This window comes from Streptomyces afghaniensis (assembly GCF_044327915.1).
Taxonomy (GTDB): domain Bacteria; phylum Actinomycetota; class Actinomycetes; order Streptomycetales; family Streptomycetaceae; genus Streptomyces; species Streptomyces afghaniensis.
Window position 1 is genome coordinate 533079 of record NZ_JBIRGJ010000006.1, and the last position, 26101, is coordinate 559179.

Annotated in this window: 22 protein-coding genes and 1 pseudogene; 15 read left to right on the plus strand and 8 right to left on the minus strand. The window is 72.4% G+C overall.

Going from position 1 to position 26101, the window contains the following annotated elements:
* Nucleotides 1–127: 127 nt before the first annotated feature.
* From ACH4G3_RS24910 to ACH4G3_RS24925, 4 genes are all read left to right on the plus strand, one after another.
* Entirely contained in the window at nt 128–1723 is a 1596-nt protein-coding gene (locus tag ACH4G3_RS24910) for a beta-N-acetylhexosaminidase (protein ID WP_397626722.1), read from the plus strand.
* 96 nt (nt 1724–1819) lie between these two features.
* Complete coding sequence (locus ACH4G3_RS24915) at nt 1820–2326, plus strand: hypothetical protein (RefSeq protein ID WP_397626569.1); 507 nt, start codon at nt 1820–1822, stop codon at nt 2324–2326.
* A gap of 106 nt (nt 2327–2432) precedes the next feature.
* On the plus strand, nt 2433–2984 hold the full coding sequence (locus ACH4G3_RS24920; RefSeq protein WP_397626570.1) for a hypothetical protein: 552 nt from the start codon (nt 2433–2435) through the stop codon (nt 2982–2984).
* Between the two features lie 153 nt (nt 2985–3137).
* The gene (locus ACH4G3_RS24925) at nt 3138–3533 is read left to right on the plus strand and encodes a hypothetical protein (protein ID WP_397626571.1); all 396 of its coding nucleotides are present in this window, start codon (nt 3138–3140) and stop codon (nt 3531–3533) included.
* A gap of 1 nt (nt 3534) precedes the next feature.
* Here the strand turns inward: ACH4G3_RS24925 and ACH4G3_RS24930 are convergent, their stop codons facing one another.
* Nucleotides 3535–4824, minus strand: coding sequence for a peptidoglycan recognition protein family protein (locus ACH4G3_RS24930; RefSeq protein ID WP_397626572.1), 1290 nt, complete (start codon nt 4822–4824; stop codon nt 3535–3537).
* Between the two features lie 115 nt (nt 4825–4939).
* Nucleotides 4940–7534, minus strand: coding sequence for an N-acetylmuramoyl-L-alanine amidase (locus ACH4G3_RS24935; protein ID WP_397626723.1), 2595 nt, complete (start codon nt 7532–7534; stop codon nt 4940–4942).
* Between the two features lie 309 nt (nt 7535–7843).
* Between ACH4G3_RS24935 and ACH4G3_RS24940 the strand changes: the two genes are divergently transcribed.
* The 4 genes from ACH4G3_RS24940 (at nt 7844) to ACH4G3_RS24955 (ending at nt 11790) form a co-directional block, all read left to right on the plus strand.
* Nucleotides 7844–8461, plus strand: a complete 618-nt coding sequence (locus ACH4G3_RS24940) for an RNA polymerase sigma factor (RefSeq protein ID WP_397626573.1) — start codon at nt 7844–7846, stop codon at nt 8459–8461.
* Nucleotides 8462–8632: 171 nt separating this feature from the next.
* Nucleotides 8633–9592: a hypothetical protein gene (locus tag ACH4G3_RS24945; RefSeq protein ID WP_397626574.1), complete on the plus strand. Its 960-nt coding sequence runs from the start codon at nt 8633–8635 to the stop codon at nt 9590–9592.
* A gap of 462 nt (nt 9593–10054) precedes the next feature.
* The gene (locus tag ACH4G3_RS24950; protein WP_397626575.1) at nt 10055–10729 is read left to right on the plus strand and encodes an RNA polymerase sigma factor; all 675 of its coding nucleotides are present in this window, start codon (nt 10055–10057) and stop codon (nt 10727–10729) included.
* On the plus strand, nt 10729–11790 hold the full coding sequence (locus tag ACH4G3_RS24955) for a hypothetical protein (protein ID WP_397626576.1): 1062 nt from the start codon (nt 10729–10731) through the stop codon (nt 11788–11790). Before ACH4G3_RS24950 ends, ACH4G3_RS24955 begins: the two co-directional genes overlap by 1 nt.
* Nucleotides 11791–11947: 157 nt before the next feature.
* Here ACH4G3_RS24955 and ACH4G3_RS24960 read toward each other — a convergent pair whose 3' ends face one another.
* On the minus strand, nt 11948–12802 hold the full coding sequence (locus ACH4G3_RS24960) for a L,D-transpeptidase family protein (RefSeq protein WP_397626724.1): 855 nt from the start codon (nt 12800–12802) through the stop codon (nt 11948–11950).
* A 146-nt stretch (nt 12803–12948) separates the two neighbouring features.
* On the opposite strand from ACH4G3_RS24960, the gene ACH4G3_RS24965 reads away from it, so the two are divergent.
* The 3 genes from ACH4G3_RS24965 (at nt 12949) to ACH4G3_RS24975 (ending at nt 15460) form a co-directional block, all read left to right on the plus strand.
* Nucleotides 12949–14529: an acyl-CoA mutase large subunit family protein gene (locus tag ACH4G3_RS24965; RefSeq protein ID WP_397626577.1), complete on the plus strand. Its 1581-nt coding sequence runs from the start codon at nt 12949–12951 to the stop codon at nt 14527–14529.
* Between the two features lie 33 nt (nt 14530–14562).
* Nucleotides 14563–15210, plus strand: coding sequence for a leucine efflux protein LeuE (gene leuE / locus ACH4G3_RS24970; protein WP_397626578.1), 648 nt, complete (start codon nt 14563–14565; stop codon nt 15208–15210).
* 76 nt (nt 15211–15286) lie between these two features.
* Complete coding sequence (locus ACH4G3_RS24975; protein ID WP_397626725.1) at nt 15287–15460, plus strand: TetR/AcrR family transcriptional regulator C-terminal domain-containing protein; 174 nt, start codon at nt 15287–15289, stop codon at nt 15458–15460.
* Between the two features lie 10 nt (nt 15461–15470).
* Here ACH4G3_RS24975 and ACH4G3_RS24980 read toward each other — a convergent pair whose 3' ends face one another.
* The 4 genes from ACH4G3_RS24980 to ACH4G3_RS24995 all read right to left on the minus strand — a co-directional run bounded on the left by ACH4G3_RS24980 (nt 15471) and on the right by ACH4G3_RS24995 (nt 20103).
* A complete protein-coding gene (locus ACH4G3_RS24980) occupies nt 15471–16391 on the minus strand; it encodes a class I SAM-dependent methyltransferase (protein ID WP_397626579.1) in 921 nt (306 codons plus the stop codon).
* Nucleotides 16392–16454: 63 nt separating this feature from the next.
* Nucleotides 16455–17606: an acyltransferase family protein gene (locus ACH4G3_RS24985; RefSeq protein WP_397626580.1), complete on the minus strand. Its 1152-nt coding sequence runs from the start codon at nt 17604–17606 to the stop codon at nt 16455–16457.
* A 179-nt stretch (nt 17607–17785) separates the two neighbouring features.
* Complete coding sequence (locus tag ACH4G3_RS24990; protein WP_397617206.1) at nt 17786–19117, minus strand: alpha-2,8-polysialyltransferase family protein; 1332 nt, start codon at nt 19115–19117, stop codon at nt 17786–17788.
* The gene (locus tag ACH4G3_RS24995; RefSeq protein WP_037670434.1) at nt 19117–20103 is read right to left on the minus strand and encodes a glycosyltransferase family 2 protein; all 987 of its coding nucleotides are present in this window, start codon (nt 20101–20103) and stop codon (nt 19117–19119) included. Before ACH4G3_RS24995 ends, ACH4G3_RS24990 begins: the two co-directional genes overlap by 1 nt.
* A gap of 198 nt (nt 20104–20301) precedes the next feature.
* Between ACH4G3_RS24995 and ACH4G3_RS25000 the strand changes: the two genes are divergently transcribed.
* The 4 genes and pseudogenes from ACH4G3_RS25000 to ACH4G3_RS25015 all read left to right on the plus strand — a co-directional run.
* Nucleotides 20302–21648: a DUF6716 putative glycosyltransferase gene (locus ACH4G3_RS25000; RefSeq protein ID WP_397626581.1), complete on the plus strand. Its 1347-nt coding sequence runs from the start codon at nt 20302–20304 to the stop codon at nt 21646–21648.
* Nucleotides 21649–21692: 44 nt separating this feature from the next.
* Entirely contained in the window at nt 21693–22958 is a 1266-nt protein-coding gene (locus ACH4G3_RS25005; RefSeq protein ID WP_397626582.1) for a cytidylyltransferase domain-containing protein, read from the plus strand.
* A gap of 13 nt (nt 22959–22971) precedes the next feature.
* Nucleotides 22972–23910, plus strand: a complete 939-nt coding sequence (locus tag ACH4G3_RS25010) for an N-acetylneuraminate synthase family protein (protein WP_397626583.1) — start codon at nt 22972–22974, stop codon at nt 23908–23910.
* Between the two features lie 47 nt (nt 23911–23957).
* Nucleotides 23958–25007, plus strand: a pseudogene (locus tag ACH4G3_RS25015) (hypothetical protein); the annotation flags it as partial.
* A 380-nt stretch (nt 25008–25387) separates the two neighbouring features.
* Here the strand turns inward: ACH4G3_RS25015 and ACH4G3_RS25020 are convergent.
* Nucleotides 25388–26068 carry a class I SAM-dependent DNA methyltransferase gene (locus ACH4G3_RS25020; RefSeq protein ID WP_397626584.1) on the minus strand — a complete coding sequence of 227 codons (681 nt, stop codon included), beginning with the start codon at nt 26066–26068 and terminating at the stop codon, nt 25388–25390.
* Nucleotides 26069–26101 lie beyond the last annotated feature (33 nt).

The window sequence follows — 26101 nt, forward strand, 5'->3', positions numbered from 1 at the left end:
CGGAACGCGTGGTGGACGGGCGTGAGGTGGCACGGGGACTTAGGTTGGCGGTGTGAGTCAGCACAGGCGCCGAGGTGCGGCGAAGCAGGGAAAGCAGGGGAAGCAGCGGCAGGTGCTGGTCCTGGCCATGGCCGTCGCCCTGGTCGTGATCGCGTCCGGGGTGGGCCTGGGGCTCTGGGTGGCCTCGGGCGGCGACGGCGGGGCCACCGGGCCGGAGGCCAGACCCTCACAGGGCCGTTCCGCGGCCGCCCCGCACGGCACCTCGCCGGAGGACGGCCCGAGTCCGAGCCGCTCGTACGCCCTGTCCAAGGCGCCGCAGACGATCCCCGCCGTGCGCGAGCACACCGCGGCGCGCGGCCCGGGCTGGCGCCCCGCGAGCGGGGACCGCGTCGTCGTGGACGACCCGGCGCTGGCCGACGAGGGCCGGCTGATCGCCGGTGAGCTCGGGCTGAAGTACGACGGCGAGAAGGACGACCGGCGAGCCGGGGACGTACGGCTGACGCTGGACGACGACGAGAAGGCGAATCCCGAGTCGTACGTCATGACCGTGCGCGACGGGCGGGTGGAGATCAGCGGGCCCGCCGACGCGGGCGTCTTCTACGGCACCCGCACCCTCAAGCAGGAGGTGCACGACGGCGGCACGGCGCCCGAGGGCGTGGTGCGGGACGAGCCGGCCAAGCCGCAGCGCGGGTTCATGCTGGACATCGCGCGCAAGAACTACACGGCCGGCTGGATCGAGGACCGGATCCGCGAACTGGGCGATCTGAAGTTCAACCAGCTCGGTCTGCACTTCTCCGACGACCAGGGGTTCCGGATCGAGTCCGAATCCCATCCGGAGATCGTCTCCCGGGAGCATCTGACCAAGGCGCAGGTGCGGAAGATCGTCGACCTCGCGGAGAGCCGGCACATCACCGTCGTGCCCGAGATCGACTCGCCCGGGCACCTCGGCGCCGTCCTCGACGCCCACCCCGACCTCCAGCTGCGCACCGCGCAGGGGTCGCCGGTGCAGGGGGCCATCGACATCTCCAAGAGCGAGAGCGCCAAGATCGTCGACGACCTGCTGAACGAGTACGCGGACCTGTTCCCGGGCGAGCCGTGGCACCTCGGCGGTGACGAGTACCAGGCACTGGTGCGCTCCGACCCCGGGGCGTCGTTCCCGCAGCTGGCCGCAGCCGCCCGGGAGAAGTACGGCTCCGGCGCGACGGTCGCCGACCTCACCACCGGCTGGCTCAACGACCGGGCCGCCACCGTCCGCAAGCACGAGCGCGTCCCGCGCGCGTGGAACGACGGTTTCTTCCGGGACACCTCCGTCGAAGCCGACAAGGACATCCAGGTCGGCTACTGGACCGGCAAGGAGATCGGGGCCCGGCCGCCGGCGGTGTACCTGAGCGCGGGCCGGAAGGTGATCAACTACAACGACGAGTTCCTGTACTACGTGCTCGGCGAGCCGCAGACCTTCGTCTATCCGACGGGGCAGCGGATCTACGAGCAGTGGACGCCACGGGTACTGCGCGACACGCAGGCCGTGCCGGAGCGTTACGACGGGCAGATCCTCGGCGGGGTCTTCGCCGTCTGGGGAGACATCCCGACCGCGCAGACGCAGGACCAGGTGGCGGCCGGGATCCGGATGCCGCTGCGGGCGACCGTCCAGAAGCTGTGGGACCCGGACCGGCCCGAGCTGTCCTGGGCGGAGTTCCGGGCGCTTGCGGACAGGCTCGGCTGATCGCACACGAATTGGCCCGTACGGCTGCGAACTGCCGTACGGGTGTGGTGGTCTTCTGACGCGAGCCGAATCGAATATGCCGGGCGGAACCGGAGCATGGGGTACTGGGGGTACTTCGTCGTGGGCCGTGCGGAGCGGCCGCTGGCGGAGCTGGACGCTCTGACGGGTGTGACGGACGGGATGGTGCGGCGCACCTCGGCGCCGGGCGGATGGCAGGTCTGGGAGTACCCGAGCAGCGACGGCGACATGGGGAACATGAACGCCCTCGCCCGGGAAACCGGGGCGCCCGCGCTGTTCGGGTACGTCATGAACAGCGAGTGCGTGGTGCTGGAGGCCGCGGCGCCGGAGAGCGGGACGTGGACGACCTGCCTCGCCCGGGCCGCCATGGCCGGGTACCTGGGGGCCGGCCGGGAGGGCCTCACCCTGGAGGACTACTTCCTCGAACCCCGCGACGCCGCCGAGCGGGCCGTGCGCTGGGCCGCCGAGGCCGGGCGCGAAGTGAACGCCGACGCTCTTGTGGACGTACTCACTTCAGACCCTGATCCGATGGCCGAAAACCTCTTCTTCCGCTTCCTCGACCGACTGGGCGTCGTGCCCCTGTGACGTTCCGGGGCCGTTGCGCGCAGTAAGGGGAAGTGCGGGTTCCGTGAGGGGTGAGGCCGGAAGCGGCCTGGTAGGGCCCCTGCAAGGCCCGCGGAGGGAGGCGTGGATGAGCCTGGTGGAGTTGATCGCACAGGCCGACGAACGCGGGCTGGCCGCGAGCGGGCTGGCTTGTCTTGATCGGTGCGTGCCCCTGCTGGGCGGCGACGACGAGATCCTGCGGCCGCTGTGGGCGAGCCTCAGCGAGGGCGCCGGTACCGGCGACTGGGGTGAGGGGCTGGAGCAGGTCCGCAAGAAGCTGGACGCCGCCGGCTCCGGGGACGAGGCTGCCGTGCTCGCCCACCGGATGCTCGAGGCCGCTCCCGCCGAGCGGTCCCCCGGGGTGCGGGTGTGGGCCGACGCCTGCTCCGTCGCGTCACTCCAGATCCACCGCCTCCTCGACACCGCAGCCGACGACGCCTCGTCGGTCGCCGTGCGCCGCGAGGGCCGTACGGAGGGCATGTCGCCGCTCGTCGCCGCGGAACTGCGCCGCCAGATCACCGTCCTGGAGGTCCTGGCCGGACACGGACCGGCCGGGCTGCGGCGGGCGCTGGAGGTGTCGACCGAGGGGCGACGGGTGCTGCGCGCGGTCGTCTCGCGCCGGAGCCGGCAACAGACCTGACGGACACCGCGCCCGGCCCCCTGACCGGCCTAAACCTCGTTCCTGGGAGAGTCCTGTGACCGTCCGTCGGGCGAGGTGGGGCGGTTCTGCGCCGCTTCGGGGAAGTCGCCGATTCCGTGTGACGAAACGCCACGTCGCAGCGCTTTCCGGGGTGTGACGACTCAAGCGGAAACCAGGCCCTCGGCCGCGGCGAAGCCGCTGCGGTGGGCGGCGGACACGGTGGCGACGATGCGCGAGGGAGCACGGCTGCACCTCGACTACTCGGCACAGAGCCTGTGGAGCATCGACCGGATGATCGAGGGGATACGGCGGGAAGGAGCGCCGTACGCCGCCGTGCAGGAGGTGCTGCGCGGATTCGGGGCCTACGCCGGTGAGGTGATGGCGCGTCAGGCCGGGGCCGAGTGGTGGGCGACGGGCGGCGACCACTGGATCCGCACCCCCGACGGGCGCCTCTGGGACCCGATCGACGAGGCCCGCCGCTGTTACGCCGGGCACGGCTCGCTGCGGCTGCTGTGCCGGGACGCGACGACGGCCGCGCCCCGGCGGTAGCTCAGCGCGGGAACGCCACCGTGGGGTCCTCGGCCGCGGAACCGGCCGGATCCGCGGCCATCTCGTCGGGCCCCGCGACCACCTCGTCGGACCCCGCGGCCATCTCGTCGGGCGTGGCGGCCATCTCGTCGGGCGTGGCGGTCATCTCGTCGGGCCTGGCGGCCTTCCCGGCGAGGGTGCGGATCCCGGGCAGGTCGCCGTAGAGGTGCCGGCCGGGGCACTCGGTCGGGTAGCCGTCGCGGTGGCCGGAGATGCGGTGCAGCGTGGCCTTCTGGCCCGCCTTGTACTTGCCGTTGTCGGCACCGGCGGTCAGCACCACCGTGCCGGTCGGGTCGATGCCGTACAGGCCGAGCTTCCAGGCCGCGACCTTGGCGACCGACTCGCGCACGGCGGTGTTCGCGGTCGTCTTGCTGTAGTCGCCGAGCACCGAGACGCTGCTGGTGGCGGTGTTGAAACCGTAGGTGTGCGCGCCGAGGACGGGCTTGTCCATGCCGCCCGCGCGGCCCTCGAAGACCGTGCCGCACTTGTCGACGAGGAAGTGGTAGCCGATGTCGTTCCAGCCGTTGCTCTGCACGTGGTAGAGGAACACGCCGCGCACGATCGACGCCGACTGGGCGCAGGTGTAGTCGTTGGTGCCCGCCGTGTGGTGGACGAACATCGCCTTGGTGCCGGTGGTGTAGGTGGGCGGGTCCTTCACCAGGGACTCGTCGGCGCCCCAGGCGGAACGCGACGTGACGGCGGGACGTTCGGCGTGGGGCGCACCGGCGGCCGGTTCGACGACGTCCGGTTCCACTACGTCCGGTTCGAGGCCGTCCGGGTCGACGGACGTGGTCTGTACGGCGTCCGACCCGCCGTCCGGGTCGACCAGTTCGACGCGCAGTCCCCCGGGAAGCCGCCCGCCCGACACCCGCACCTGGACGCCGTCCGAAGGCCCGGTCCACAGCGGCTGGGTGCCGCCGCGGACTCCGGCGCGGTGCCGGTCGGGGCCCGTCTCGGGCGTCCGGACGTCGGTGTCGAGTGCGCGCCACGCGCTCCATTCGCCGCTCTCGCGGGAGCGGGTGCGCACATGCGCGGTGCCGTTCAGGACAGCGTCCGGATCGTCCCAGGTGACACCGATCATGCTGAACGGCTCGGTGGTGCGCGGGGCGAGGGACCGCTCGTGCGGGTCACCGTCCGGCACCCGGACGGTGTGCACGCCGTCGGAGGAGGAGGTCCGGGCGGGCTGGGTCAGGCCGAGCGTGCCGGCGGCCAGGGCGGTGGCGACGGCGGTGTGCAGCAGAAGGCGTGTCATGCGTGGCTCGATTCCGGTCCTCTCGGGGGCGATGGGGGAGCCTTTCCCCCATCGCCCACCCGTCCGTTCGGTCTGCCGGAGAAATCCGGCAAACGGCCGAGGACCGGTCGAGTCGTCACGGCGTCAGCGTCTGGCCCAGGTGAGCGTCCGTCGGGGTGCCCAGCGTGGACTTGCCGAAGACGACGGAGTCGGCGTAACCGAGGCCGGTGCTGTTGCTCGGCAGGTACAGCAGGACGCCGTCGCCCCCGTCCTCGCCGTCGGCGCCGAACGTGAGGTCCGCCCGGCCGTAGCCCGACAGGTCCGTCAACGACACAGAAGAGCCGAAGCGGTCGCCGGTCTCCGTCGAGCCCGGGACGCCGGAGGTGTCCTGCGAGATCCCCACCGAGCCGGAGCCGGTCAGACCGGACGCGGTGCCCTTGACGAGGATCGCGTCGCCCGCGTCGGCTCGGTTGACGCCGTCCCGCGTCAGGTCCTCGCCCGGGGCGCCCGCGAGGGCGTCCGCGTAACCGTCGGCGTTGTAGTCACCGACCGAGACGGAGGTGCCGAGGGCGTCACCGGACTCGTTGCCGCCCGGCACGTACGTCGTGTCCTGGTGGATCACGGTCATGCCGGTGGTCGTGAAGCCCGTGGCCGTGCCCGGGACCATGGTGATCTGGCCGCCGGACTTCCCGCCGGACTCGGACGCGACCGGCTGGCCGATGACGATGTCGTCGTAGCCGTTGCCGTTGATGTCACCGGCGGCGAGGGAGCGGCCGCCCTTGACGGAGATGACGCCCACCTTGGTCAGACCGGTCGCGGAGCCCGCGAAGCGGACGACCCGGCCGATGCCGCCGGTGTCGCGGTAGTTGAGGGCGATGTCCGCGTAGCCGTCCCGGTTGAAGTCGCCGGTCGCGGCGTCGAGGTAGGAGACGGCGCCCGTGGCCGTGGTGAGCGTGCCGTACTTGGTGGCGCCGCCCGTCAGCCGGGCGTTCCAGTTGCCGCCCTTGCCGGTGCCGGCGGAGAAGACGTCCGCCTTGCCGTCGCCGTTGAAGTCGCCGACGGCGACCGTGGAGCCGAGCCCGGCGCCCGTCGAGGTGACTCCTGACGTGGTGTAGGAGAAGCCGGTGTCGAGTGCGGGGCCGTACATCACCGTGACCGCGCCGCGGTCGGCGTGGCCGCTGGTGTCGTCCTCGCCGGGTGCGCCGATCGCGAGGTCGGCGTAACCGTCGCCGTTGACGTCGCCCCACGCGGTGGACGTGCCGAAGCCGTCACCGGACTCGTGGGAGCCGGGGACGCCGGGGCTGCTCTGGGTGAGCGTCACCTTGGCGGCGGTGACCGGGCCGTCGATGCCGCCCGGGACGACGGTGACGGTGCCGCCGCCGCTCAGCGCCTTGGGCGTGCCCGCGACCAGGTCGGTGAGGCCGTCGCGGTTGTAGTCGGAGGTGGCGAGGGCGTGCGAGATGCCCGGGGTCCTGGCGACCTGGGCGATGCGGGAGAGCTGGGAGTAGAGGTTCGCGCCGGGGCAGGCGGTGGCGTTGGTGTCCCGGTGGCCGAAGACCCGGGGCAGGGTGATCGCGACGCCCTTGTCGACCTTGTTGCCGTCCTGGCCGGCCGGGCTGCCGGAGGTGAGCGTCACCTTGCCGGTCGGGTCGATGCCGTACATGCCGAACTTCCAGGCCACCAGGCGGGAGATCGCGTCGAGCGCGGCGCGGCTCGGCCGGGCCTTCTCGAAGTTGCCGATGTAGGAGATGCCGACGGTGTCGGTGTTGAAGCCGACGTCGTGGGCGCCGGTGACCGGCAGGTCCATGCCGCCGCTGCGGCCCTCGAAGATCTGGCCGCACTTGTCGACGACGAAGTTGTAGCCGATGTCGTAGTAGCCGCGGGCGAAGTGCTCCTGCTGGATGGAGCGCATCCGGGCGCGGGACTGGGCGCAGGAGAGCGTGTTGTCGCTGTCCATGCCGGTGTGGTGGACGACGGCGGCCTTGATCTCGGTGCCGTAGGCCGGTGTGCCGTCGTAGTCCGTGGAGGCGCCCCATTCGGCCTGCGTGATGATCGGCGGCTTGACGACCGTGGAGGGGCGGGGCGCGGGGACCGTGGAGGTCGGGGAGGGGGAGGCCGTCGGGGTGGGGGACGCGGACGTGGTCGGGGAGGCCGTGTCGCCGGGGGTGCCGGTCGGGGTGGCCGTCTCGGTCGGCGTTGCCGTCTCGGTCGGAGTGGGCACGGGAGCCGTCGGGCTCTGGGTGGGGGCCGTCGGCGCCGTCGTCGGGGCGGGGGTCTCCTCGGCGTAGGCCGCGGGCCGTATGCCGCCCTTCGGGTCGGTGCCCGGGTCGAGGAGCTTCACGTCCATGCCGGCGGGCTGGCCGCCCGCCTCCGTGCCGTCCGCGTTCACGACCCGCACCTCGACGCCGTCCGCGTCGCCGGTCCAGAGGGACTCGGTGCCGCCGCGCAGCGCGGCCCGCTCGCCCTCCGCGCCGTCGGCCTGGACCGGGTCGGCCGACAGCTTCTGCCAGCCCGACCAGCGCCGGCTCTCCAGGTCTCTGGTCCGCACCTCGGCCGTGCCCCGGACCCGGGCGTCCGGGTCGTTCCAGGTCAGCAGCACCGCGCTGAACCGGTCCGTGTCCTGCTTGGCCAGGCCCTTGCGCCCGGAGCCCTTCTCCTGGAGCTTCACGGTGTGGACGGCCGGCTTGCGGCTCGGGGACGCGCCGCCGGAACCGCCGGGCGGATCGGCCATCGCGTACGTGACGACCCCCGCTCCGCTCAGGACGACGGCGCCGATGGTCAGCCACGCCCGTCTCTTCAGACTGAGCGGTTTGTACGCACGCGTGCTGCGAGGACTCAACTACCCCACCCCTAGAACTGGTCACATTCGCACCCGTTGTCACACAGGCGCCATTCACCCAGCGCACAGCTGTGGCCAAACGTCACGCGTTGTGTCGATGCCGCGCCCTACCGGGCCGGAGCCTCCTCCCTGCTGTGACATTTCTGCGGAGCCCGGCGCTGATGATCGTGGAGGGCAACTCAGTACGGACGAGGACGGTTCTTGGGCCAGCGAGAGGAACCCCGGCGCGCGCAGGCGCGTGACGGGGAACTGGGCGAGGCCGTCGAGCGGGCTCAGGACGGTGACGAGGCCGCCTTCGCGGTCGCCTACCGGATCGTGCAGCCCGGACTGCTCGGCTATCTGCGCGGACTGGTCGGGGACGACGCGGAGGACGTGGCCTCCGACGCCTGGCTGGAGATCGCCCGGGACCTGGGGCGGTTCAAGGGCGACGGAGCCGGGTTCCGTGGCTGGACGGCGACCATCGCCCGGCACCGGGCGCTGGACCATCTGCGCCGTCGGCGCGTACGGCCGAGGTCGTCCGCGCTGGAGCAGGACGTCCTGGACCTGCCCGGGCCGCACAGCACGCACGACCAGGCGCTGGAGGCCATGTCCACCGAGCAGGCGCTGCGGCTGGTCGGGGACCTGCCGCAGGACCAGGCCGAGGCCGTGCTGCTGCGTGTCGTGGTGGGGCTGGACGGACCCGCCGCCGCCCGGGTCCTGGGCAAGCGGCCGGGTGCCGTGCGGACGGCCGCGTACCGGGGCCTGAAACGCCTCGCCACCCGGCTGGGCGCCGAAGGTGTGACGGATGAGGCTCCCCGGACGCTGGGGGAGTCGAAATGAACGATGCCGGCGGGCCGGGCGGAGTCGCCGGGTCCGGTGCCCTGAACAGGGCGGACGAACGATACGTATGGATCGGACCCGGAATGCCGGGCCGATCGGCCGGGCCGGCCGGGTCGCAGGGACCGGGCGGGCACCGCGGGACGCGTGGATCGAGCAGGGACGGAACAGGACATGGGTGACCATCGGAGCGGCGGCGGGTTTCCGGGCCGTCGGCGTGTGCACCCTGGGGACTCCGCCCGCGACCACCGGGCGGCGCCTGACGCCGACGGCCGGCTGTCCGGCCACCGCGGGACGGCCGGCCTCGACAGCCCCGGCCTCGGCACCCGGCACGTCGTCGACGAAGCCGAGCTGGAGGCGCTGCTCGTGGCCGCCCTGGTCCAGGACCGGGTCGACGCCGAGGCCGAGCAGCGGGCGGTGGCCGCGTTCCTGGCCGCCCGGGACGCCGGCGTGCACCGGGCCCGCACTCGCCGCCGCGACGACTGGCGGCCCCGGGAACGGCGGCATCCGGGGCGTTCGCTGAAGGCCACGCTCTCCGTGCTGCTCGCCAGTCTCACGCTGGGCGGGGTCGCGGTCGCGGCGATCGGCTCGGTGGGATCCACGGACGGCGCCGGCGACCGCGGTCGCCCGCCCGCCGCCACCCGCGCCCCCGGCGCCTCGGCGGGCGAGGCCATCGGCACTCCGTCCGGTTCCGCGTCCGGTTCCGCGCGCCCGGACCGCCCCGCCCCCTCCCAGGACACCGAGGCCCACTGCCGTGCCTACGAGCAGGCCGACGGCCGGGGCAAGGCCATGGACGCGACGGCCTGGAAGCGCCTCGTCGAGGCCGCGGGCGGTGAGAGGAACGTCACGGCGTACTGCGCCGAGCAACTGGCCCGGGCCGAGGCGAAGCCAGGCAGCACCGCACAACCGGAGAAGAGCGAAGGTGCCTCCGGTGCCGCGGGCGTAGAAAACGGCGCGGGCAACGCGGACCGCGGCGCGGGCAACGCGGACAACGGCTCGGGCAACGCGGACAGCGGCGCGGGCAACGCGGAGAACGGATCGGGAGCCGCCGGCAGCGGCCCGGACGACGCCGCCGACGGCACCTCGTCCGGGGCCAAGGGCAAGCCCGCCCAGCCCGACGACCGCCGTCCGTAACAGCATTCCGCGACAGGAGACAGAGAGCCACGTGTCCACGCCCGGCCGCACCGCCCGGGTGCGAGGCCGTATCGCGCAGGTGCCCGGCGCCTCGCCAGGTCACTGGTGGGTCCCGCCATGGCAACGGCCGAGGCCGCCACCCCCCACAGGAGAGGCCCCGGCCGTCGCGCGGCACGGGCCGCGCGGCGGCCCGTACTACCTACAGCGCCCGGGGTGCGTTTTCTGTCACACCCCACCGTGTCACGGCTTAGTTGCATCCTGGGCGGACATGGACGGGGAGTGGTTTCAGGTCGTAACGTGCCTTTCGCGCCAACGCGGAGGCACCAAGACCACCGCAACCACCTGCGGTCCTGCTACCGCAACCACCTGCGGTCCTGCTACCGCAACCATCAACCGAGGAACGACGACGGCGAGAACCCGGTCCGCGAAAGCGGCGCCGGCTCAGGCGCAGAAGGGCGCGCGGTGCTGGGGGACGACGCGGAGCTGACCGCCGCGGTGCGCGCGGCACAGGACGGAGACGAAAACGCGTTCCGGACTGTGTACCGGGCCGTGCACCCGCGGCTGCTCGGGTACGTACGGACGCTGGTCGGCGACCCCGACGCCGAGGACGTGACCTCCGAGGCCTGGCTGCAGATCGCCCGGGACCTGGAGCGGTTCACCGGTGACGCGGACCGCTTCCGCGGCTGGGCCGCCCGTATCGCCCGCAACCGTGCGCTGGACCACATACGCATGCGCGGGCGCCGGCCCGCGATCGGCGGCGACGAGACGGAACTGACCGGCCGGGCCGCCGAGTCCGACACCGCCGACGAGGCCATCGAGGCACTCGCCACCGACGGCACGTTCTCCCTGATTTCCCGGCTGCCGCAGGACCAGGCGGAGGCGGTCGTGCTGCGCGTGGTGGTGGGGCTCGACGCGAAGACCGCCGCCGAGACCCTCGGCAAGCGCCCGGGCGCCGTCCGTACGGCGGCCCACCGGGGCCTGAAGCGGCTCGCCGAACTGCTCGGCGACGATCCGGAGGCCGATCCGGAATCCGCCGGAGTCCTCGACGCCCTGCCGCCCCAGCGAGAACCGCGCGGCGGTGCCATGGCGTCCGCACGTGTGACGCAAAGCGTCGCGCGGACGCAGAAGGATGTGTGATGGCCGACGAGCAGTACAGGTGGCTGGACCGCGAAACGGCGGAGCGCTTGCTGAGCGGAGAGCCACCCGAAGCTGTCGACGGCGCCTCCCGGGCCGAGGCCGAACGGCTCGCCGCAGCGCTCCGCGCGCTCTCCGCCGCACCCCCGCCGACCAGCGACGAACTCCCCGGTGAGGCCGCGGCGATGGCCGCCTTCCGCAAGGCGCGCGCGGAACGCGCCGACACCGCGGCGGCCCCCGCGGCCGACGGCGGACGGGCCCGTACCGAGGCCGCCGACGCCGGGCTGGTCCGGATCGGAACCCCGCGCGGCAGCGGCTCCGGCGACGTCCGGCGGCCTCGCTGGGCTCGTCCGGCGCGCCTCGCCCTGGCCGCCTCGCTGGCCGTCGGCATGGCCGGCGGTGCCGCCCTCCTGGCCGGAACCGGAGCCCTGAAAGCACCGTTCGGCAACGACGGGCCCCGGCCCGGCTCCTCGGTCTCGGCCGCCGTCACTCCCGCCGAGCGCCCGCTTGTGTCGCCCTCGCCGAGCGACGCCGTGCAGGGCGGGTCCACGCCCGACGACAACCCGAGTGGCGGTGACCCCGGACGGAACGTGGCAGGCGACGACCCGGCCCAGAAGCCCGGCTCCGGCGACCGGGGCGAGCGGGGAGACAGCCACGGCGACAGCCGCAGGAAGCTCGCTGCCGCCTGCCGCGACCTCCGCGACGGCAAGCGGCTGGACGCCGACCACAGGCGTGCCCTGCGCGACGCGGCGGGCGGCTCCCGGGTCTGGAAGTACTGCAAGGGCGTCCTGTCCGGGGCCGGCGGCCGCTCGGCGGAGCGGCACGACGAGGACACCGACCGGCGCGATCGCGACGACAGGTCCGGGAAGCACGACCGCAGGCAGGACCGTGCGCAGGACGAGGCCGAGAAGAAGGCCGGGCGGAAGGCCGAGAAGCGGGCCGGGGAGCGCGCCGAGCGGCAGGACGGCGACGCCGCCGCGGACCGCGGCCGGTCCACACGGTCTCTCGCACCCCTCCGACCTGCGGTTTCGTACTCGGCGAAAATATCCTGGCCGAGGGTGTGACGTTTTCGGCCGCTCCGGCGCAGTAATGAGTGAGCCGACTGGTCATCGGCCGTCGCACGGAGCCGGGGTTCCCCCCGTACCTACGGCTCGTGCACCTGAGCGCGGGCGGGACACGTTCCCCCGGTCCCGCCCGCGCCCCAATTCCCCTTCCGCGTCCTCACCAGGACACGACGACCTTGTCGCCGTCGCGGACCTGCGCGTACAGCTCCGCGATCGCCCCCTCGTCCCGTACGTTGACGCAGCCGTGCGAGGCGCCCGCGTAGCCCCGGGCCGCGAAGTCCGGGGAGTAGTGCACGGCCTGGCCGCCGCTGAAGAACATCGCGTAGGGCATGGGCGAGTCGTAGAGCGTCGACACGTGGTCGCGGGACTTCCAGTAGACGGTGAACACACCCTCACGGGTCGGTGTGCCGCGTGAGCCGAAGCGGACCGCCGTCGTCGACACGGTCCGGCCGTCGATCATCCAGCGCAGCGTCCTGCTGGTCTTGTCGATGCACAGCACCCGTCCGGTCCTGCAGCGCGGGTCCGGTGGATCGGCCGGCTGCCCGCCCATGAGGTAGAGGTCCCAGGTGCCCGGCTCGCGGGTCATCCGCAGCAGGCGCCGCCAGGTGACGGTGTCGGTCTGCCCGGTGCGCGGCAGCCCCCGCTTGCCCTGGAAGCCGCTGACCGCCCGCTGCGTCGACTCGTCGTACGTGCCGGTCGGCCCGTCGAAGAGCCAGGCGACCTGCCGCAGCCGGGCCTGGAGCTCGCGGACGTCCCGGCCGGTGTCGCCGCGGGACCACAGCACACGGGGCGGCACGGCGGCGGCGCTCGGTTTGTCGTCGCCGGGCGGAGCGGGGGCGGTGGTGCCCGGTCCGTCGCCGTCGGCGGAGGTGCGGGGCGGGGACGGGGTGTCGCCGGGTAACTCGATGTGCACCGGTGAGCGGCTCTTCCCACTGCCGTCGGGGGCCTGCACGGTGCAGCCGGCCAGGACGGCCGCCCCGGCGACTGCCACTGCGATCGCTGCTCTCCCCATGCCCGTGGTACGCACGCGGCCCTCCGTCGTCTCACCGGTGTGCCCGGATGTCACCTGAGATGTTCCCCGGGGATGACCCGTCGCGAACCAAGGGGCATGGTGGTGAGCGAGGTCCCTACAGTCCGTCCTGCGGGAGGCATCAGACCATGGCGCGCGAGTCGGAGTCCGGACTGCCCATCGAACCGGTCTACGGGCCGGAGGACCTGCGGGATTGGGACCCGGCACAGAAGCTGGGGGGGCCGGGGGCGTATCCCTTCACCCGTGGCGTGTACCCGACCATGTACACCGGCCGGCCCTGGACGATGCGCCAGTACGCGGGCTTCGGCACCGCCGCCGAGTCCAACGCCCGCTACCGGCAGCTGATCGCCCACGGGACGACGGGCCTGTCGGTCGCCTTCGACCTGCCCACCCAGATGGGCCACGACTCCGACGCCCCGCTCGCGCACGGCGAGGTCGGCAGGGTGGGCGTCGCCGTCGACTCGATCGACGACATGCGGGTGCTGTTCGGCGGCATCCCGCTGGACCAGGTCTCGACGTCGATGACGATCAACGCCCCCGCGGCCCTGCTGCTGCTCCTCTACCAACTGCTCGCGGAGGAACAGGGCGTCGACGCCGGCCGGCTGACCGGCACGATCCAGAACGACGTGCTGAAGGAGTACATCGCCCGCGGGACGTACATCTTCCCGCCGAAGCCCTCGCTGCGCCTGATCGCCGACATCTTCAAGTACTGCCAGGCCGAGATCCCGAAATGGAACACGATCTCGATCTCCGGCTACCACATGGCCGAGGCGGGCGCGAGCCCGGCGCAGGAGATCGCCTTCACCCTCGCCAACGGCATCGAGTACGTCCGCACGGCGGTGGCGGCCGGCATGGACGTCGACGACTTCGCGCCCCGCCTGTCCTTCTTCTTCGTCGCCCGTACGACGCTCCTGGAGGAGGTCGCCAAGTTCCGCGCCGCGCGCCGGATCTGGGCGCGGGTGATGAGGGAGGAGTTCGGCGCGGAGAACCCCAAGTCGCTGATGCTGCGCTTCCACACGCAGACGGCGGGCGTCCAGCTGACGGCCCAGCAGCCGGAGCTGAACCTGGTCCGCGTCTCGGTCCAGGCGCTGGCGGCGGTGCTGGGCGGCACCCAGTCGCTGCACACCAACTCCTTCGACGAGGCGATCGCGCTGCCCACGGACAAGTCCGCGCGCCTCGCCCTGCGCACCCAGCAGGTCCTCGCCCACGAGACGGACGTGACGGCGACCGTCGACCCGTTCGCGGGCTCCTACGCCATCGAGAGGATGACGGACGACGTCGAGGCCGCGGCCGTCGAGCTGATGGCCAGGGTGGAGGAGCTGGGCGGCGCGGTCGAGGCGATCGAGCGCGGCTTCCAGAAGGACGAGATCGAGCGCAGTGCCTACCGCATCGCGCAGGAGACCGACTCCGGCGAGCGGGTCGTGGTCGGCGTCAACCGCTTCCAGCTCGACGAGGAGGAGCCGTACGAGCCCCTGCGCGTCGACCCCGCGATCGAGGCCCAGCAGGCGGAACGCCTGGCCGGGCTCCGCGCGGAGCGCGACCGGCCGGCGGTGGACGCGGCCCTGGCCGCCCTGAAGAAGGCCGCCGAGGGCGAGGACAACGTGCTGTACCCGATGAAGGACGCGCTGAAGGCCCGGGCCACGGTGGGCGAGGTGTGCAACGCCCTGCGGGAGGTGTGGGGGACGTACGTCCCGAGCGACGCGCTCTGATCCTCCTGCCGCCCCCGTGCGACACTCCCTCCCATGTTCGGTGTCATCGATCTGCCCACCTACCTGGCGGGCCTCGTCCTGATCGTGCTGCTGCCCGGTCCCAACTCCCTGTACGTCCTGTCCGTCGCCGCCCGGCGCGGTGTGCGTGCCGGGTACACCGCTGCGGCCGGTGTCTGGTGCGGCGACACCGTGCTGATGACGCTGTCGGCGGCCGGGGTCGCGTCCCTGTTGCAGGCCAACGCCGTGCTGTTCGGCATCGTGAAGTACGTGGGGGCCGGCTATCTGGCGTGGCTGGCCGTCGGCATGCTGCGGGCCGCGTGGGCCATGTGGCGGACGCGTGCGGAGCGGTCCGCCGGTGCGGAGGCTTCCGCGCCCGCCGGGGAGCGGCCCTTTCGCCGTGCCTTCGTGGTCAGTCTGCTGAATCCCAAGGCGATCCTCTTCTTCGTCGCCTTCTTCGTGCAGTTCGTCGACCCGGGGTACGCCTATCCCGCCCTGTCCTTCGTCGTCCTCGGCGCTCTCGCCCAGCTCGCCAGCGTGCTCTACCTCAGCGCGCTGATATTCGGCGGCACCAGGCTGGCCGCCGCCTTCCGCCGCCGCAGGCGTCTGTCGGCGGGAGTGACCTCGGCGGCGGGCGCGTTGTTCCTCGGGTTCGCGGTGAAGCTGTCCCTCGCGAGCGCGTGATCAGAGTGCTGGGCCACCGGGACGGGGCCAAGGTGTTCAGCGGCTCACGCTTCACCGGGAACAGGGCGTCCAGCCGCTGCCGGGCGAGCGGCGCGCGGGCTACGACAGGGACGAACGCGCCCGCCTGATGGCCGACTTTCCCTTGTCGGCCCAGGCGGGCGCGGAGATCTTCGAGGACTACGACGGGCACTTCGAGGAGGGACTCGCGCTCGTGATCGAGGGGATCGGGGCGCGGTACGGGGTCTCATGACACCCCTGGGTCAGGACCGCTGCGCGCGTGCCCGCCGTACGGCCCGTGTGACCACGGGGGGCAGCAGGTCCTTGGCGAGCCGGCGGGCCCGGGAGGGGGCGGGCCGGGCCGGGCGCGCGGCGCGGGACTCGGTGACCCCGGCGGCCGGGGCACTGGCCGGCACCGGTGCCACGTAGTGCCGGGAAGGCGGGAAGGGCGGCGGCTTCATGCCCCTGGACCGAGCGCGGACCAGCCGGTGCCCGGCCGCCTCCTGCACGCTCAGCCCGACGTCCGTGCGCTGCCGCAGCATCTCGAGCAGCTCCTCCTGGACCGGCTCGGGGTCGCCCCAGGTGCCGTAGAGCTTCTGCGTGCTGAGGCAGACCGGGCGCAGACCCCGGTTGAGGACGGCCTCCCAGGCGGCGACCGAGACACCCGGCGTGTGCTCGGAACGGAAGTCGTCGAGGACGACGATGCCCTCGGGCACCAGGATGTCGTGGGCGGCGCCGATGTCGCCGTACACGTGCTCGTACAGGTGCGAGGCGTCGACGTGGACGAAGCGGCAGCTGCCCGGGGCCACCTTCTCGGACACCACCGAGCTGGGGGCCGCGATCACCGTCGGCAGGGTGTCGTGGAAGGAGAGGTAGTTCCGCTCGAAGGCCTGCTGGGTGAGCGAGGCGTACGACTTCGTGGACTCCGCCTTGTTGGCCTCGTCCGGGGCGTCGCCCTCGAACAGGTCGCAGACCGTGAACTTCTCACCGCCCTGGAGGTGGTGTCCGAGGAGGATCGCGCTCTTGCCCATGTAGACACCGAGCTCCAGCAGGTCTCCGCTCATCCCCTGCTTCTGCTGCCGCTCCAGGAACCAGGTGAACAGCATCTGGTCCAGCGGCGGGAACCAGCCCGGGACGTCGGCGAGTTCGCCGGGGTACGTGTCGGTCGCTTGTGCGTTGGTCATGAGACGAGCCTTCTCTCTGAGCGTTGCCCAAACCGACGGTGGGTTGAACGTCCCGTGAACAGCTCAGCGGGTCTTGGCCAGCGCCGCCCGCAGCCGTGGCGTCAGTGGCTTCTCGACATACTTGTTCAGCAGCCACGCCAGCAGCAGCATTGAGGCCACGGTCAGGGCGAATGTCGCCCCGGATGGCAGGTCCAGGCCGCGGTGCAGGGCGTGTATCACCACCCAGCCGAGGTGTTCGTGGACGAGGTAGAACGGATACGTCAGCGCCCCGGCCACCGTCAGCCAGCGCCAGTTCGCCCAGCGCAGCCAGCCCAGCGCGATCGCCGTGACCGCCACGAAGCCGAAGGTGACGACGAGCATGATGCCGACCGAGGAGCGGTACGAGAAGCCGCCCGCGTCGGGCGCGTGCCACAGGCTCTGCACCGCGTAGTGCTGCCCGATCAGCCAGCTCACGGCGACGATGCCCCAGCCGTAGACGTCCCGGCGGTCGAGGTGGACGAGGTAGAGACCGACACCGCCGATGAAGAAGGGGGCGTACTCGGGCATCACGACGATGTCGAGCAGCGGCATCTTCGCGTTCTGCGCGATCACCGCCGCCAGCGTCCAGCCGGCGCAGAACATGATCACCCGGCGGCGGTTCGCCCCGGGGAGCACGACACACAGCGCGAACAGCGCGTAGAAGCGGACCTCCGCCCACAGCGTCCAGCACACGCCGAGCACCCGGTCCACGCCCAGCGGCATCTGCAGCATGGTCAGGTTCACCAGCGCGTCGCTCGGTGAGACCGCCTTGTACGCCACCACGGGCAGCGCGAACACCGCCGTCACGAGCACGACCGCCACCCAGTAGGCGGGCAGCAGCCGGGAGGCGCGGGAGGCGAAGAACGACTTCAGCGGCCGGCCCCAGCCGCTCATGCAGATCACGAACCCGCTGATCACGAAGAAGACCTGGACGCCGAGGCAGCCGTACGCGAAGTACTCGTGCAGCGTCGGGAACTGCTCCTTGGGCGAGGTGCCCCAGGCCTGGGAGACCTCACCGTCGCGCCCGCCGTAGTGGTACGCCGCCACCATCAGCGCGGCCACCAGCCGCAGTCCGTCCAGAGCGCGCAGCCGGCCGCCGGAGTCCTTCCGGCGTGGGACGGTCGTGGCGCCCGGTGGTTCGACCAGCACGGCGACTTGGGGCCCGGGCTTACGGGTGCTGACGACCGTCTCGGTCACGCTGAAAACCTCTGTAGCTCGTATGTCCTTCACCTGAGCCGCCCGTGGGCGGGCAGGACGCCGACTGTCACCCTAGGACGGAGGTTGACGCTAAAACGTTCGACAGAGGCAGCCTTCGCCTGCCGGTCTCCATGGGTTCATCTGGACGTTGCCGAGCCCGGCCGCCGGACACACCTTCTTCAGCGGCGCACCGCCTTGCGCAGCGCCCGTGCCCGCCGGACCACCCGGCGTGCCGTGGAGTTGCGGGGCAGGAAAGCCAGCCGCTGCGGAATGCCGCCGGGCAGTCCGAGCGAGGTGAGACGGCGCTTCTTGAAGTACCGCCGGGTGCGCGGACCGAGGTGCCGGGACAGGAACGCTTCCGCCTGCGGGCGCAGGTCCGGATAGATCTGCGGCTGCATGGTGAACCCGACGGCGGTCACCAGGTCGGACAGCAGCTCCGCGGGCAGCAGGTCGCCGTCCTCGCCGCCGTCCAGGTCGGGCAGCAGCGCGTCCGCCAGGGTGGTGGGGATCCGGTTGCTGTTCTGGTACGGCGTCAGCCGCTCCAGCAGCAGCTCGGTGCCGATGCGCGCGACCGGCAGCTCGTAGAGCACCGAGGCCGTGAACAGTGCGGTGGAGAAGCAGCCGATGACGAGCGCGGGCCGGGTCCGGTCGAACAGCACCTCCGCGAGCACGGGCGTGTCCAGCACGGTGAGGTCCACACCGAGCTTCTCGGCCTCGGTCTCCAGGGCGCGGCTGTAGCGGGCCGGTGCGGTCGGGTGCGGCTTGAAGACGACCGTGCGGTGGCCGCGGGCGACCGCGCCCCGCATCATCCGCACGTGCAGGTCCTCTTCCTCCTCGGGGGAGAGGATGTTCAGCGCCGACAGGTACTGGCCGAGCAGCAGCGCCGCGTCGCCGGGCAGGTCGGGCAGTTCGGGCACGGTCTCGGTGACCTCGCCCAGCACCTTCAGGAACGCGGGCGACGGCACCAGCCGCGCCGGCACCTCGAACTCGGTCAGCAGCATCGGCGTGAGCCCCGGCACCAGGTCCAGGTGCAGCAGCCGCCGCACGCGCGTGCCGACCAGCGGGTCGAGCTTGTTGCGCGTGGGGCCGTAGCTCATCAGCCCGTCTGCGTAGACGTCGATGGGGGCGTCGGTGAACAACTGCGCCACCGTGAGCGCGGGCGCGACCTGGATGGACTCCAGGACCAGGCTCACCCGGTCGTCGCCGAGGCCCCACAGCATCCGCAGATAGCGCTCGAAGAGCGGGATGTCGTCGGAGCGCGGCGTCCACGCCCCGGGGTGGAACGGGCGGATGGCGTCGTTCCAGGACAGCACGTCGTCGAAGTGCTCGCGCAGCGGCGCGAAGCCCGGCATCTCGTCGAGGGCCGGGGTGGTCTCCGGGTTCGCCGAGTTGTTGAACACCAGCAGCACCCGGCGGTCCGGCTCCTCGAAGAGGTCGGAGTCGATCGCGGCGGCCAGGGTGGCGACGCCGTACAGCGTCGAGGCGCAGAAGATCTGTGTGGTCCCGGGCATCAGGCGGCCGCTCCCGCCGGCGTGACCCTGCGCCGCAGCCGCCGCAGCTTGGACGAGCGGTCCATGTCCATGGCCTCCAGTGCGTCACCGAGCGCGTCCTGCGGCATGCGCTTGATGGCCGCCGCGCTCATCGACCGCAGCTGCCTCGCCACGGCCGGTTCGAACCTGTCTTCGTTGGAAAGGTGGTGCGCGATGATCGCGCAGTACGTCCGTACCGCCTTCGGCAGCAGCCGGTCGGCCTCACGGTCGGCGGCCGTCTCCTCGATCACCTGGTCGAAGGCGCGGATGAAGTCGAGCTGGCGGACATCGCCGATCTGGGTCAGGGACGAGGCCACGCCGCGCCGGTAGAACACGCCCAGCAGGCTCACCACGGCGAACGACTCCGCCTCGCGGTGCAGCTTCCAGATCCACGGCCGGTCCTCGGCCGTGCGCAGTCCGTCGGTGAAGTGGAGCACGCCCCTGTCGAGGAGGCGGCGGTGGTAGGCGCCGGCCCAGGCGTAGGCGTAGTCGACCGAGGTCGAGCGGTGGGAGGGGAGGATCGCGTCCCGCGGACTGAACGCCTCCCAGCGCCGGCCGACCGGGACCCGGGAGACGGAACGGGCGCGCGCGGTGGCCTGCACATGGTCGGTGCGGATGAAGTCGCAGCCCAACTCGTCCAGGGCGGACACCAGTTCGGCGAGATAGCCGGGGGCCAGCCAGTCGTCGCCGTCCAGGAACGTCAGGTACTCGCCCTGCGCCGCGTCCAGGCCGGTGTTGCGGGCGGTGGCGAGGCCTCCGTTCTTCTCGTGTCGGATGTAACGCACCTGCGCGACATCCGAAAGATCCTCGGCCGCCCGTTCGAGAATGGCCGGTGTTTCGTCCTTCGAATGGTCGTCGACCAGAATGAACTCGAAATCACGGTCGGCGTTCAACCGAAGGCTTCTGAGGGTGTCCGGGGCGTATTGCTGCACGTTGTAGAACGGCACGATCACGGAAAGCTTAGGCACCCGCAAAACGTTAGGAGGCCGTCCGGCTCCGGAACTTTCCGGTGAACATACACTGGGTGAACTCAATGTGTCAGAACGGTGCACCCCGTGTACTTCCCCGTTCGCCACGGGCCAGTTCGGCTCCCGGTGGGGTGTTGTTAACTTTTCGTTGAGTCGTGGTTCCGCCATACCTAGGAATTGCTTCCTAGCGTCTTCGATGTGCCAGCAAGTACACCGAAGCGCCCGCGAATCGCCGTCCTCGCGGACTCCGACACCCGATGGAAATGGGGTGCGCTCACCGCGCACCGCATCGCCCCGGGACAGTCCATGGAAACCGGACCGCGCGAGAGCGCGCAAGCCGGCCCCGCCCTCGACGGATTCCTGCTGCGCGGCCGGGCCACGCCCACGCCGCGCCAGCTGGAGGAGGTGGGCGTGCGCGCCGACTCGCTGCGGGAGGTCACCGCCGTCGAGTTCCTGCGCACCATGGCCGAGGAGTCCTACGACGTCCTCGTCCTCGCCCTCGTCGGCGGCGGTGTGCAGGCGATGCTGCACGGCCTGGGGCGCGCCTGGCAGAACCGGACCTCGCGGCCCGTCGTCGTCACCGGCTACGTCGGTGTCGTCTACGAGAAGCTCGCCGACGGCCTGCTGCTGCGGCACGGCGCGGACCTGGTCCTCGCCAACTCCCGCCAGGACGCGGACCGTTTCCGGGCCGTCTACGAAGGGGTGGGCGCCGACGCCACGTCGGTGACCGAGGTGGCCCTGCCGTTCCTCGGCGGCGCCCCCTACACCGGCGAACACGAGCCCTACACGGTCGTCTTCGCCGCCCAGCCCTCCGTGCCGGAGAGCCGCAAGGACCGTACGTACCTGCTGAACCGGCTGGTGCAGCACGCCCGCAGGCACCCCGAGCGCGAGGTGCTGCTGAAGCTGCGGTCCAAGCCGGGCGAACACACCACCCACATCGAGGAGTTGCCGTACCAGAAGCTGGTGCAGCGCCTCGATCCGCCGGCCAACTTCCGCCTGGTCTACGGGAACATGGGCGAGGTCCTCGACCGCACCGACCTGCTCGTGACGGTCAGCTCCACGGCCGCCCTGGAGTCGCTGCACCGCCGCATCCCGACCGTCGTGCTGACCGACCTGGGCGTCCGTGAGGCCCTCGGCAACCACCACTTCGTGGGCTCCGGCTGCCTCGCCTCCTGGGACCAGCTCGACGCCGGGCACCGGCCGGCGCCCGACGAGGAGTGGGTCGCCCGGCAAGGCGTCGTGGCCGACGGCTCCTACGCATCCGCCTTCGACGCGGCACGCGAACGCATCGCCAAGCTGCTCGACCGGCCCGGCGGCCTGCCGCCGCTGGCCCCGTACTACACACCCGTCACCGCGCCCGGCTATCTGCCCGGGATCCTCGCCCGCCACCACCTCGGCCCGGACGGCACCCCGCTGCCCGGCGCGCCGGCCGCCGACAAGGAGCCCGGCCCGGTCCGGCAGATCGTGCGCCGGGCGGCGCGCGGCGCCTACCGGCACGGCGTGCAGCGCGTGGCGCCCGTCATCCGGCGGATGGGGGAGCTGTGAGCCGCACCGAGCCCTCCGCCCAAGGAGCCCAAGGAGTACACCCCATGTCCCATCCGGAAGCGAGCCGAGGCGCCTCGGTGCGCCGCGTGCTCGCGGTGATCCCCGCGCGCGGCGGCTCCAAGGGCGTCCCCGCGAAGAACCTCCTCCCCGTCGGCGGTGTCCCGCTGGTGGCGCGGGCGGTGCGCGAGTGCCGCGCCGCCCGGCTCGTCACGGACGTCGTGGTCTCCACCGACGACCAGGCCATCGCGTCCGCCGCCCGCCAGGCCGGCGCGGAGGTCGTACTGCGGCCCGCCGCCATCGCCGGCGACACGGCTACCTCCGAGGCCGCCGTGCTGCACGCCATGGACGCGCACGAGGCCCTGCACGGCGCGCCGGTGGACGTGGTCCTGCTCGTGCAGTGCACCAGCCCCTTCCTGATCCGCGAGGACATCGACGGAGTCACCGGGGCCATCACCGAGAACGGTGCCGACACCGCGGTGACCGTGGCGCCCTTCCACGGATTCATCTGGCGGGACGCCGACGACGAGGTCGCCGCCGGGTCCGTCGCGGAGAGCGACGCGGCCGTCGGCGGCGGCTACGGCGTCAACCACGACAAGTCCTTCCGCCCCCGCCGCCAGGACCGCCCCCAGGACCTGCTGGAGACCGGCGCCGCCTACGCCATGGAGGCGGCCGGCTTCCGCAAGCACCAGCACCGCTTCTTCGGCCGGACCGAACTGGTCCGCACCGACGCCGCACGCGTGCTGGAGGTCGACGACCCGCACGACCTCGCCCGCGCCCGGGCCCTCGCGCCGCTCTTCGACGCGGACCGCCCCGGCTCGCTGCCGACCGCCGACGACATCGACGCGGTCGTCCTCGACTTCGACGGCACCCAGACCGACGACCGGGTGCTGGTCGACTCCGACGGACGGGAGTTCGTCTCCGTGCACCGCGGGGACGGACTCGGCATCGCGGCCCTCCGCAGGAGCGGCCTGAAGATGCTGATCCTGTCCACGGAACAGAACCCTGTGGTCGCCGCCCGGGCCCGGAAGCTCAAGCTCCCGGTGCTGCACGGCATCGACCGCAAGGACCTCGCGCTGAAGCAGTGGTGCGAGGAGCAGGGCATCGCGCCGGAGCGCGTGCTCTACGTCGGCAACGACGTCAATGACCTCCCGTGCTTCGCCCTCGTGGGCTGGCCCGTGGCGGTCGCGAGCGCCCACGACGTCGTGCGCGGCGCCGCACGCGCGGTCACCACCGTCCCCGGCGGCGACGGCGCGATCCGAGAGATCGCCAGCTGGATCCTCGGCCCCTCTCTCGATTCCCTCACCAAGTAAGGACATCTCTGCCATGAGCACCAACTCCCGTATCCGCCGCTTCGGTTCGCGCGAGGTCGGCCCGGGCCGCCCGGTCTACGTCTGCGGCGAGATCGGCATCAACCACAACGGCGAGCTGGAGAACGCCTTCAAGCTGATCGACGCCGCCGCCGAGGCCGGCTGCGACGCCGTCAAGTTCCAGAAGCGCACCCCGGAGATCTGCACCCCGCGCGACCAGTGGGACATCGAGCGCGACACCCCCTGGGGCCGGATGACCTACATCGACTACCGCCACCGCGTGGAGTTCGGCGAGGACGAGTACCGCGCGATCGACGAGTACTGCAAGTCGAAGAACATCGACTGGTTCGCCTCCCCGTGGGACACCGAGGCCGTCGCCTTCCTGGAGAAGTTCGACGTCCCCGCCCACAAGGTCGCCTCCGCGTCCCTCACCGACGACGAGCTGCTGCGCGCCCTGCGCTCCACCGGCCGCGCGGTGATCCTCTCCACCGGCATGTCCACCCCGAAGCAGATCCGCCACGCGGTGGAGGTCCTCGGCTCGGACAACATCCTGATGTGCCACGCCACGTCGACCTACCCGGCGAAGGCCGAGGAGCTCAACCTGCGTGTGATCAACACGCTGGAGAAGGAGTTCCCGAACGTCCCGATCGGCTACTCCGGCCACGAGACGGGCCTGCAGACCACCCTCGCCGCGGTCGCCCTGGGCGCCACCTTCGTCGAGCGTCACATCACCCTCGACCGCGCCATGTGGGGCTCGGACCAGGCCGCCTCCGTGGAGCCGCAGGGCCTCACCCGCCTCGTCCGCGACATCCGCACCATCGAGGCCTCCCTCGGTGACGGCGTGAAGAAGGTCTACGAGTCCGAGCTGGCCCCGATGAAGAAGCTGCGCCGCGTCGCCGGCGTGGTCGCCGAGGCGGAGATCGCCGACGCGGCGGGCGAGCCGGTCGGCGTCTGAGCGCACCACCCCCACAACCCCCCTTACGACGGGACGGTCGTACGTCGATGAGCCCCCGCGCCGGGAACGCCGGCCCCCACACTCTCGCGTTCGTCGAGAGTCCGGTACAGCTGCTGAACGTGCTGGAGTGGGCGCACGCGCATGCGCCCGGCGTGGGGCTCACCCTCGTGGTGCTGTCGCCCGTCGACCCGATGACGCGCGGCCAGCTGCGGCGGATGTCCGACCTGGCCCGCGACGAGGGGCACCAGGTCCGCTGGGAGGAAGCGCGCGGCGGGCCCCTGGCGCCCTTCCAGACCATCGGCGGCCTGACCGGCCTGCTCCGCAGGGCGCGCCGGGTCGTACTGGGGGACCCCTTCTCCCGCTACGTCCAACTGCTGCTGACGATCACGAGGGCCCGTGACCTGGTCGTCGTCGACGACGGCACGGCGACCATGGAGTTCGTCGGCCAACTGGCCCGGGGGGAACGGCTGGTGCGCTGGCACCGCAAGGGCGGCCGCCCCGGCCCGCGCGACCTGGTCTTCGCGCCGGTGTCGGCCTCGGCCCGCCGCCGCCTCACCCCCGGAGGCGATCGCCACGTCGAGATCTTCTCCTCCATGCCGATGGAGGAGACCCCGGCGGGCGTCACCGTCAGCGCCAACGACTTCGCCTGGACCCGGGCCCGCTTCGGCCCGCCCCGCATCACCAAGGGTGCCGACATGGTGGGCACGTCCCTGGTGGAGACGGGCGTGGTCGACGACGACCACTACCTGGAGGCCGTCCGCACGCTGGCCGGGGCCCACGGCGCGACCCGCTACTTCGCCCACCGCCGCGAGAGCACGGACAAGCTCCACCGGCTCGCGGTCGAGACGGGCCTGGAGATCGTCCGCCCCGAACTCCCCCTCGAACTGATCGCCCGCCGCGGCCCCATCGGCCGGACGATCCTCAGCTTCCCCTCCACGGTCGTCCACACCCTTCCGCTCGCCCTCTCCGGCACGGAGGTCCGCGTCGCGGTCTGCGACATCGACCCCACCTGGCTGACCGACCACGCCTCCCCTCGCGCCCAGGGCTTCCTGTCGGGGGTGACGGGGGCGGCACGGGACGTGCACCGGCTGTCGGCTGCGGGGCCGGGGGAGGGGACGGGCGATCAGGAGGATCCGGCGAGCACGGCCGGGACGGGTGGTCCGGCGAGTACGGCCGGCTCCGGTGGCCCGAGGGGCTCGGCGCCCGCCGGGGGCCCGACCGGTCCGGCGGGTACGGCCGGCCCGGGGAGTGTCACGGGCACGGCGGGCTCGGCTGGGACGCCGCGCTCGGCGGGCTCGGCGGGCCCGGGGAGCATGGCCGGCTCGGCTGGGGCGGTGGGTTCGGCAGGTATCGCCGGCCCGGCGGGTGCGGCGGGTGCGGTGACTGCCGGCTGACGTCCCGGAGGCGCCTTGGCGGGGTCGACCGCGTCAGCGGACTGTCAGGCGAGTAGGCGACCAGCCCTTGACGGCCCGGCGGCTCACGCTCCGGCAGGAGCCGGCTTGCGTGCCAGCAGGAACGCCCGGGGACGCTGCTCCTCGCCCTCTGCCTCCCGCAGAACGCGGGCATGAAGCTCCAGGCCGGCCTCCCTGAGCCGCGCCGCGACGGTCTCCGGCGTGCGCCAGTAGCAGTCGAGCGAGATCTCCTGCCCGAAGCGCTCGGTGAGACGCGCCCGGCCGTCCTCCGCACCGGACTGGAACCCGAGCAGCACGGGCGCCCCCGGCACCAGGACGCGGTGGAAACCGGCGAGGACCGAGGGCAGATGCTCGTCCGGCACATGAATGATCGAGTACAGCGCGACGATGCCGCCGAGCGTCTCGTCCGGCAGGTCCAGCGCCGTCATCGAACCGACATGGAACCGCAGCCCCGGGTGCGCCCGGCGGGCCAGGGCCACCATGCGCGGTGAGACGTCCACCCCGAACACCGGCAGCCCCAGGTCGTGCAGCCGGGCCGTCACGTACCCGGGCCCGCTGCCGATGTCGGCGACCGGCGGCTGCACCGGCGCCCCGGGGGCACGCACCAGATCCACGAAGGCCGCAAGGAGGGCCCGCTCCAGCGGCCTCCCGGCGAGACTGTCCGGGAACCCGGCGGCATAGTCCTCGGCGATGGCGTCGTACGAGGCCTGGGTGGACTGGACGAAGTCGGGGCTGTCGGCGCGCACGGGGCGCACACTATCCGGGCCGGGCGTCCGCCA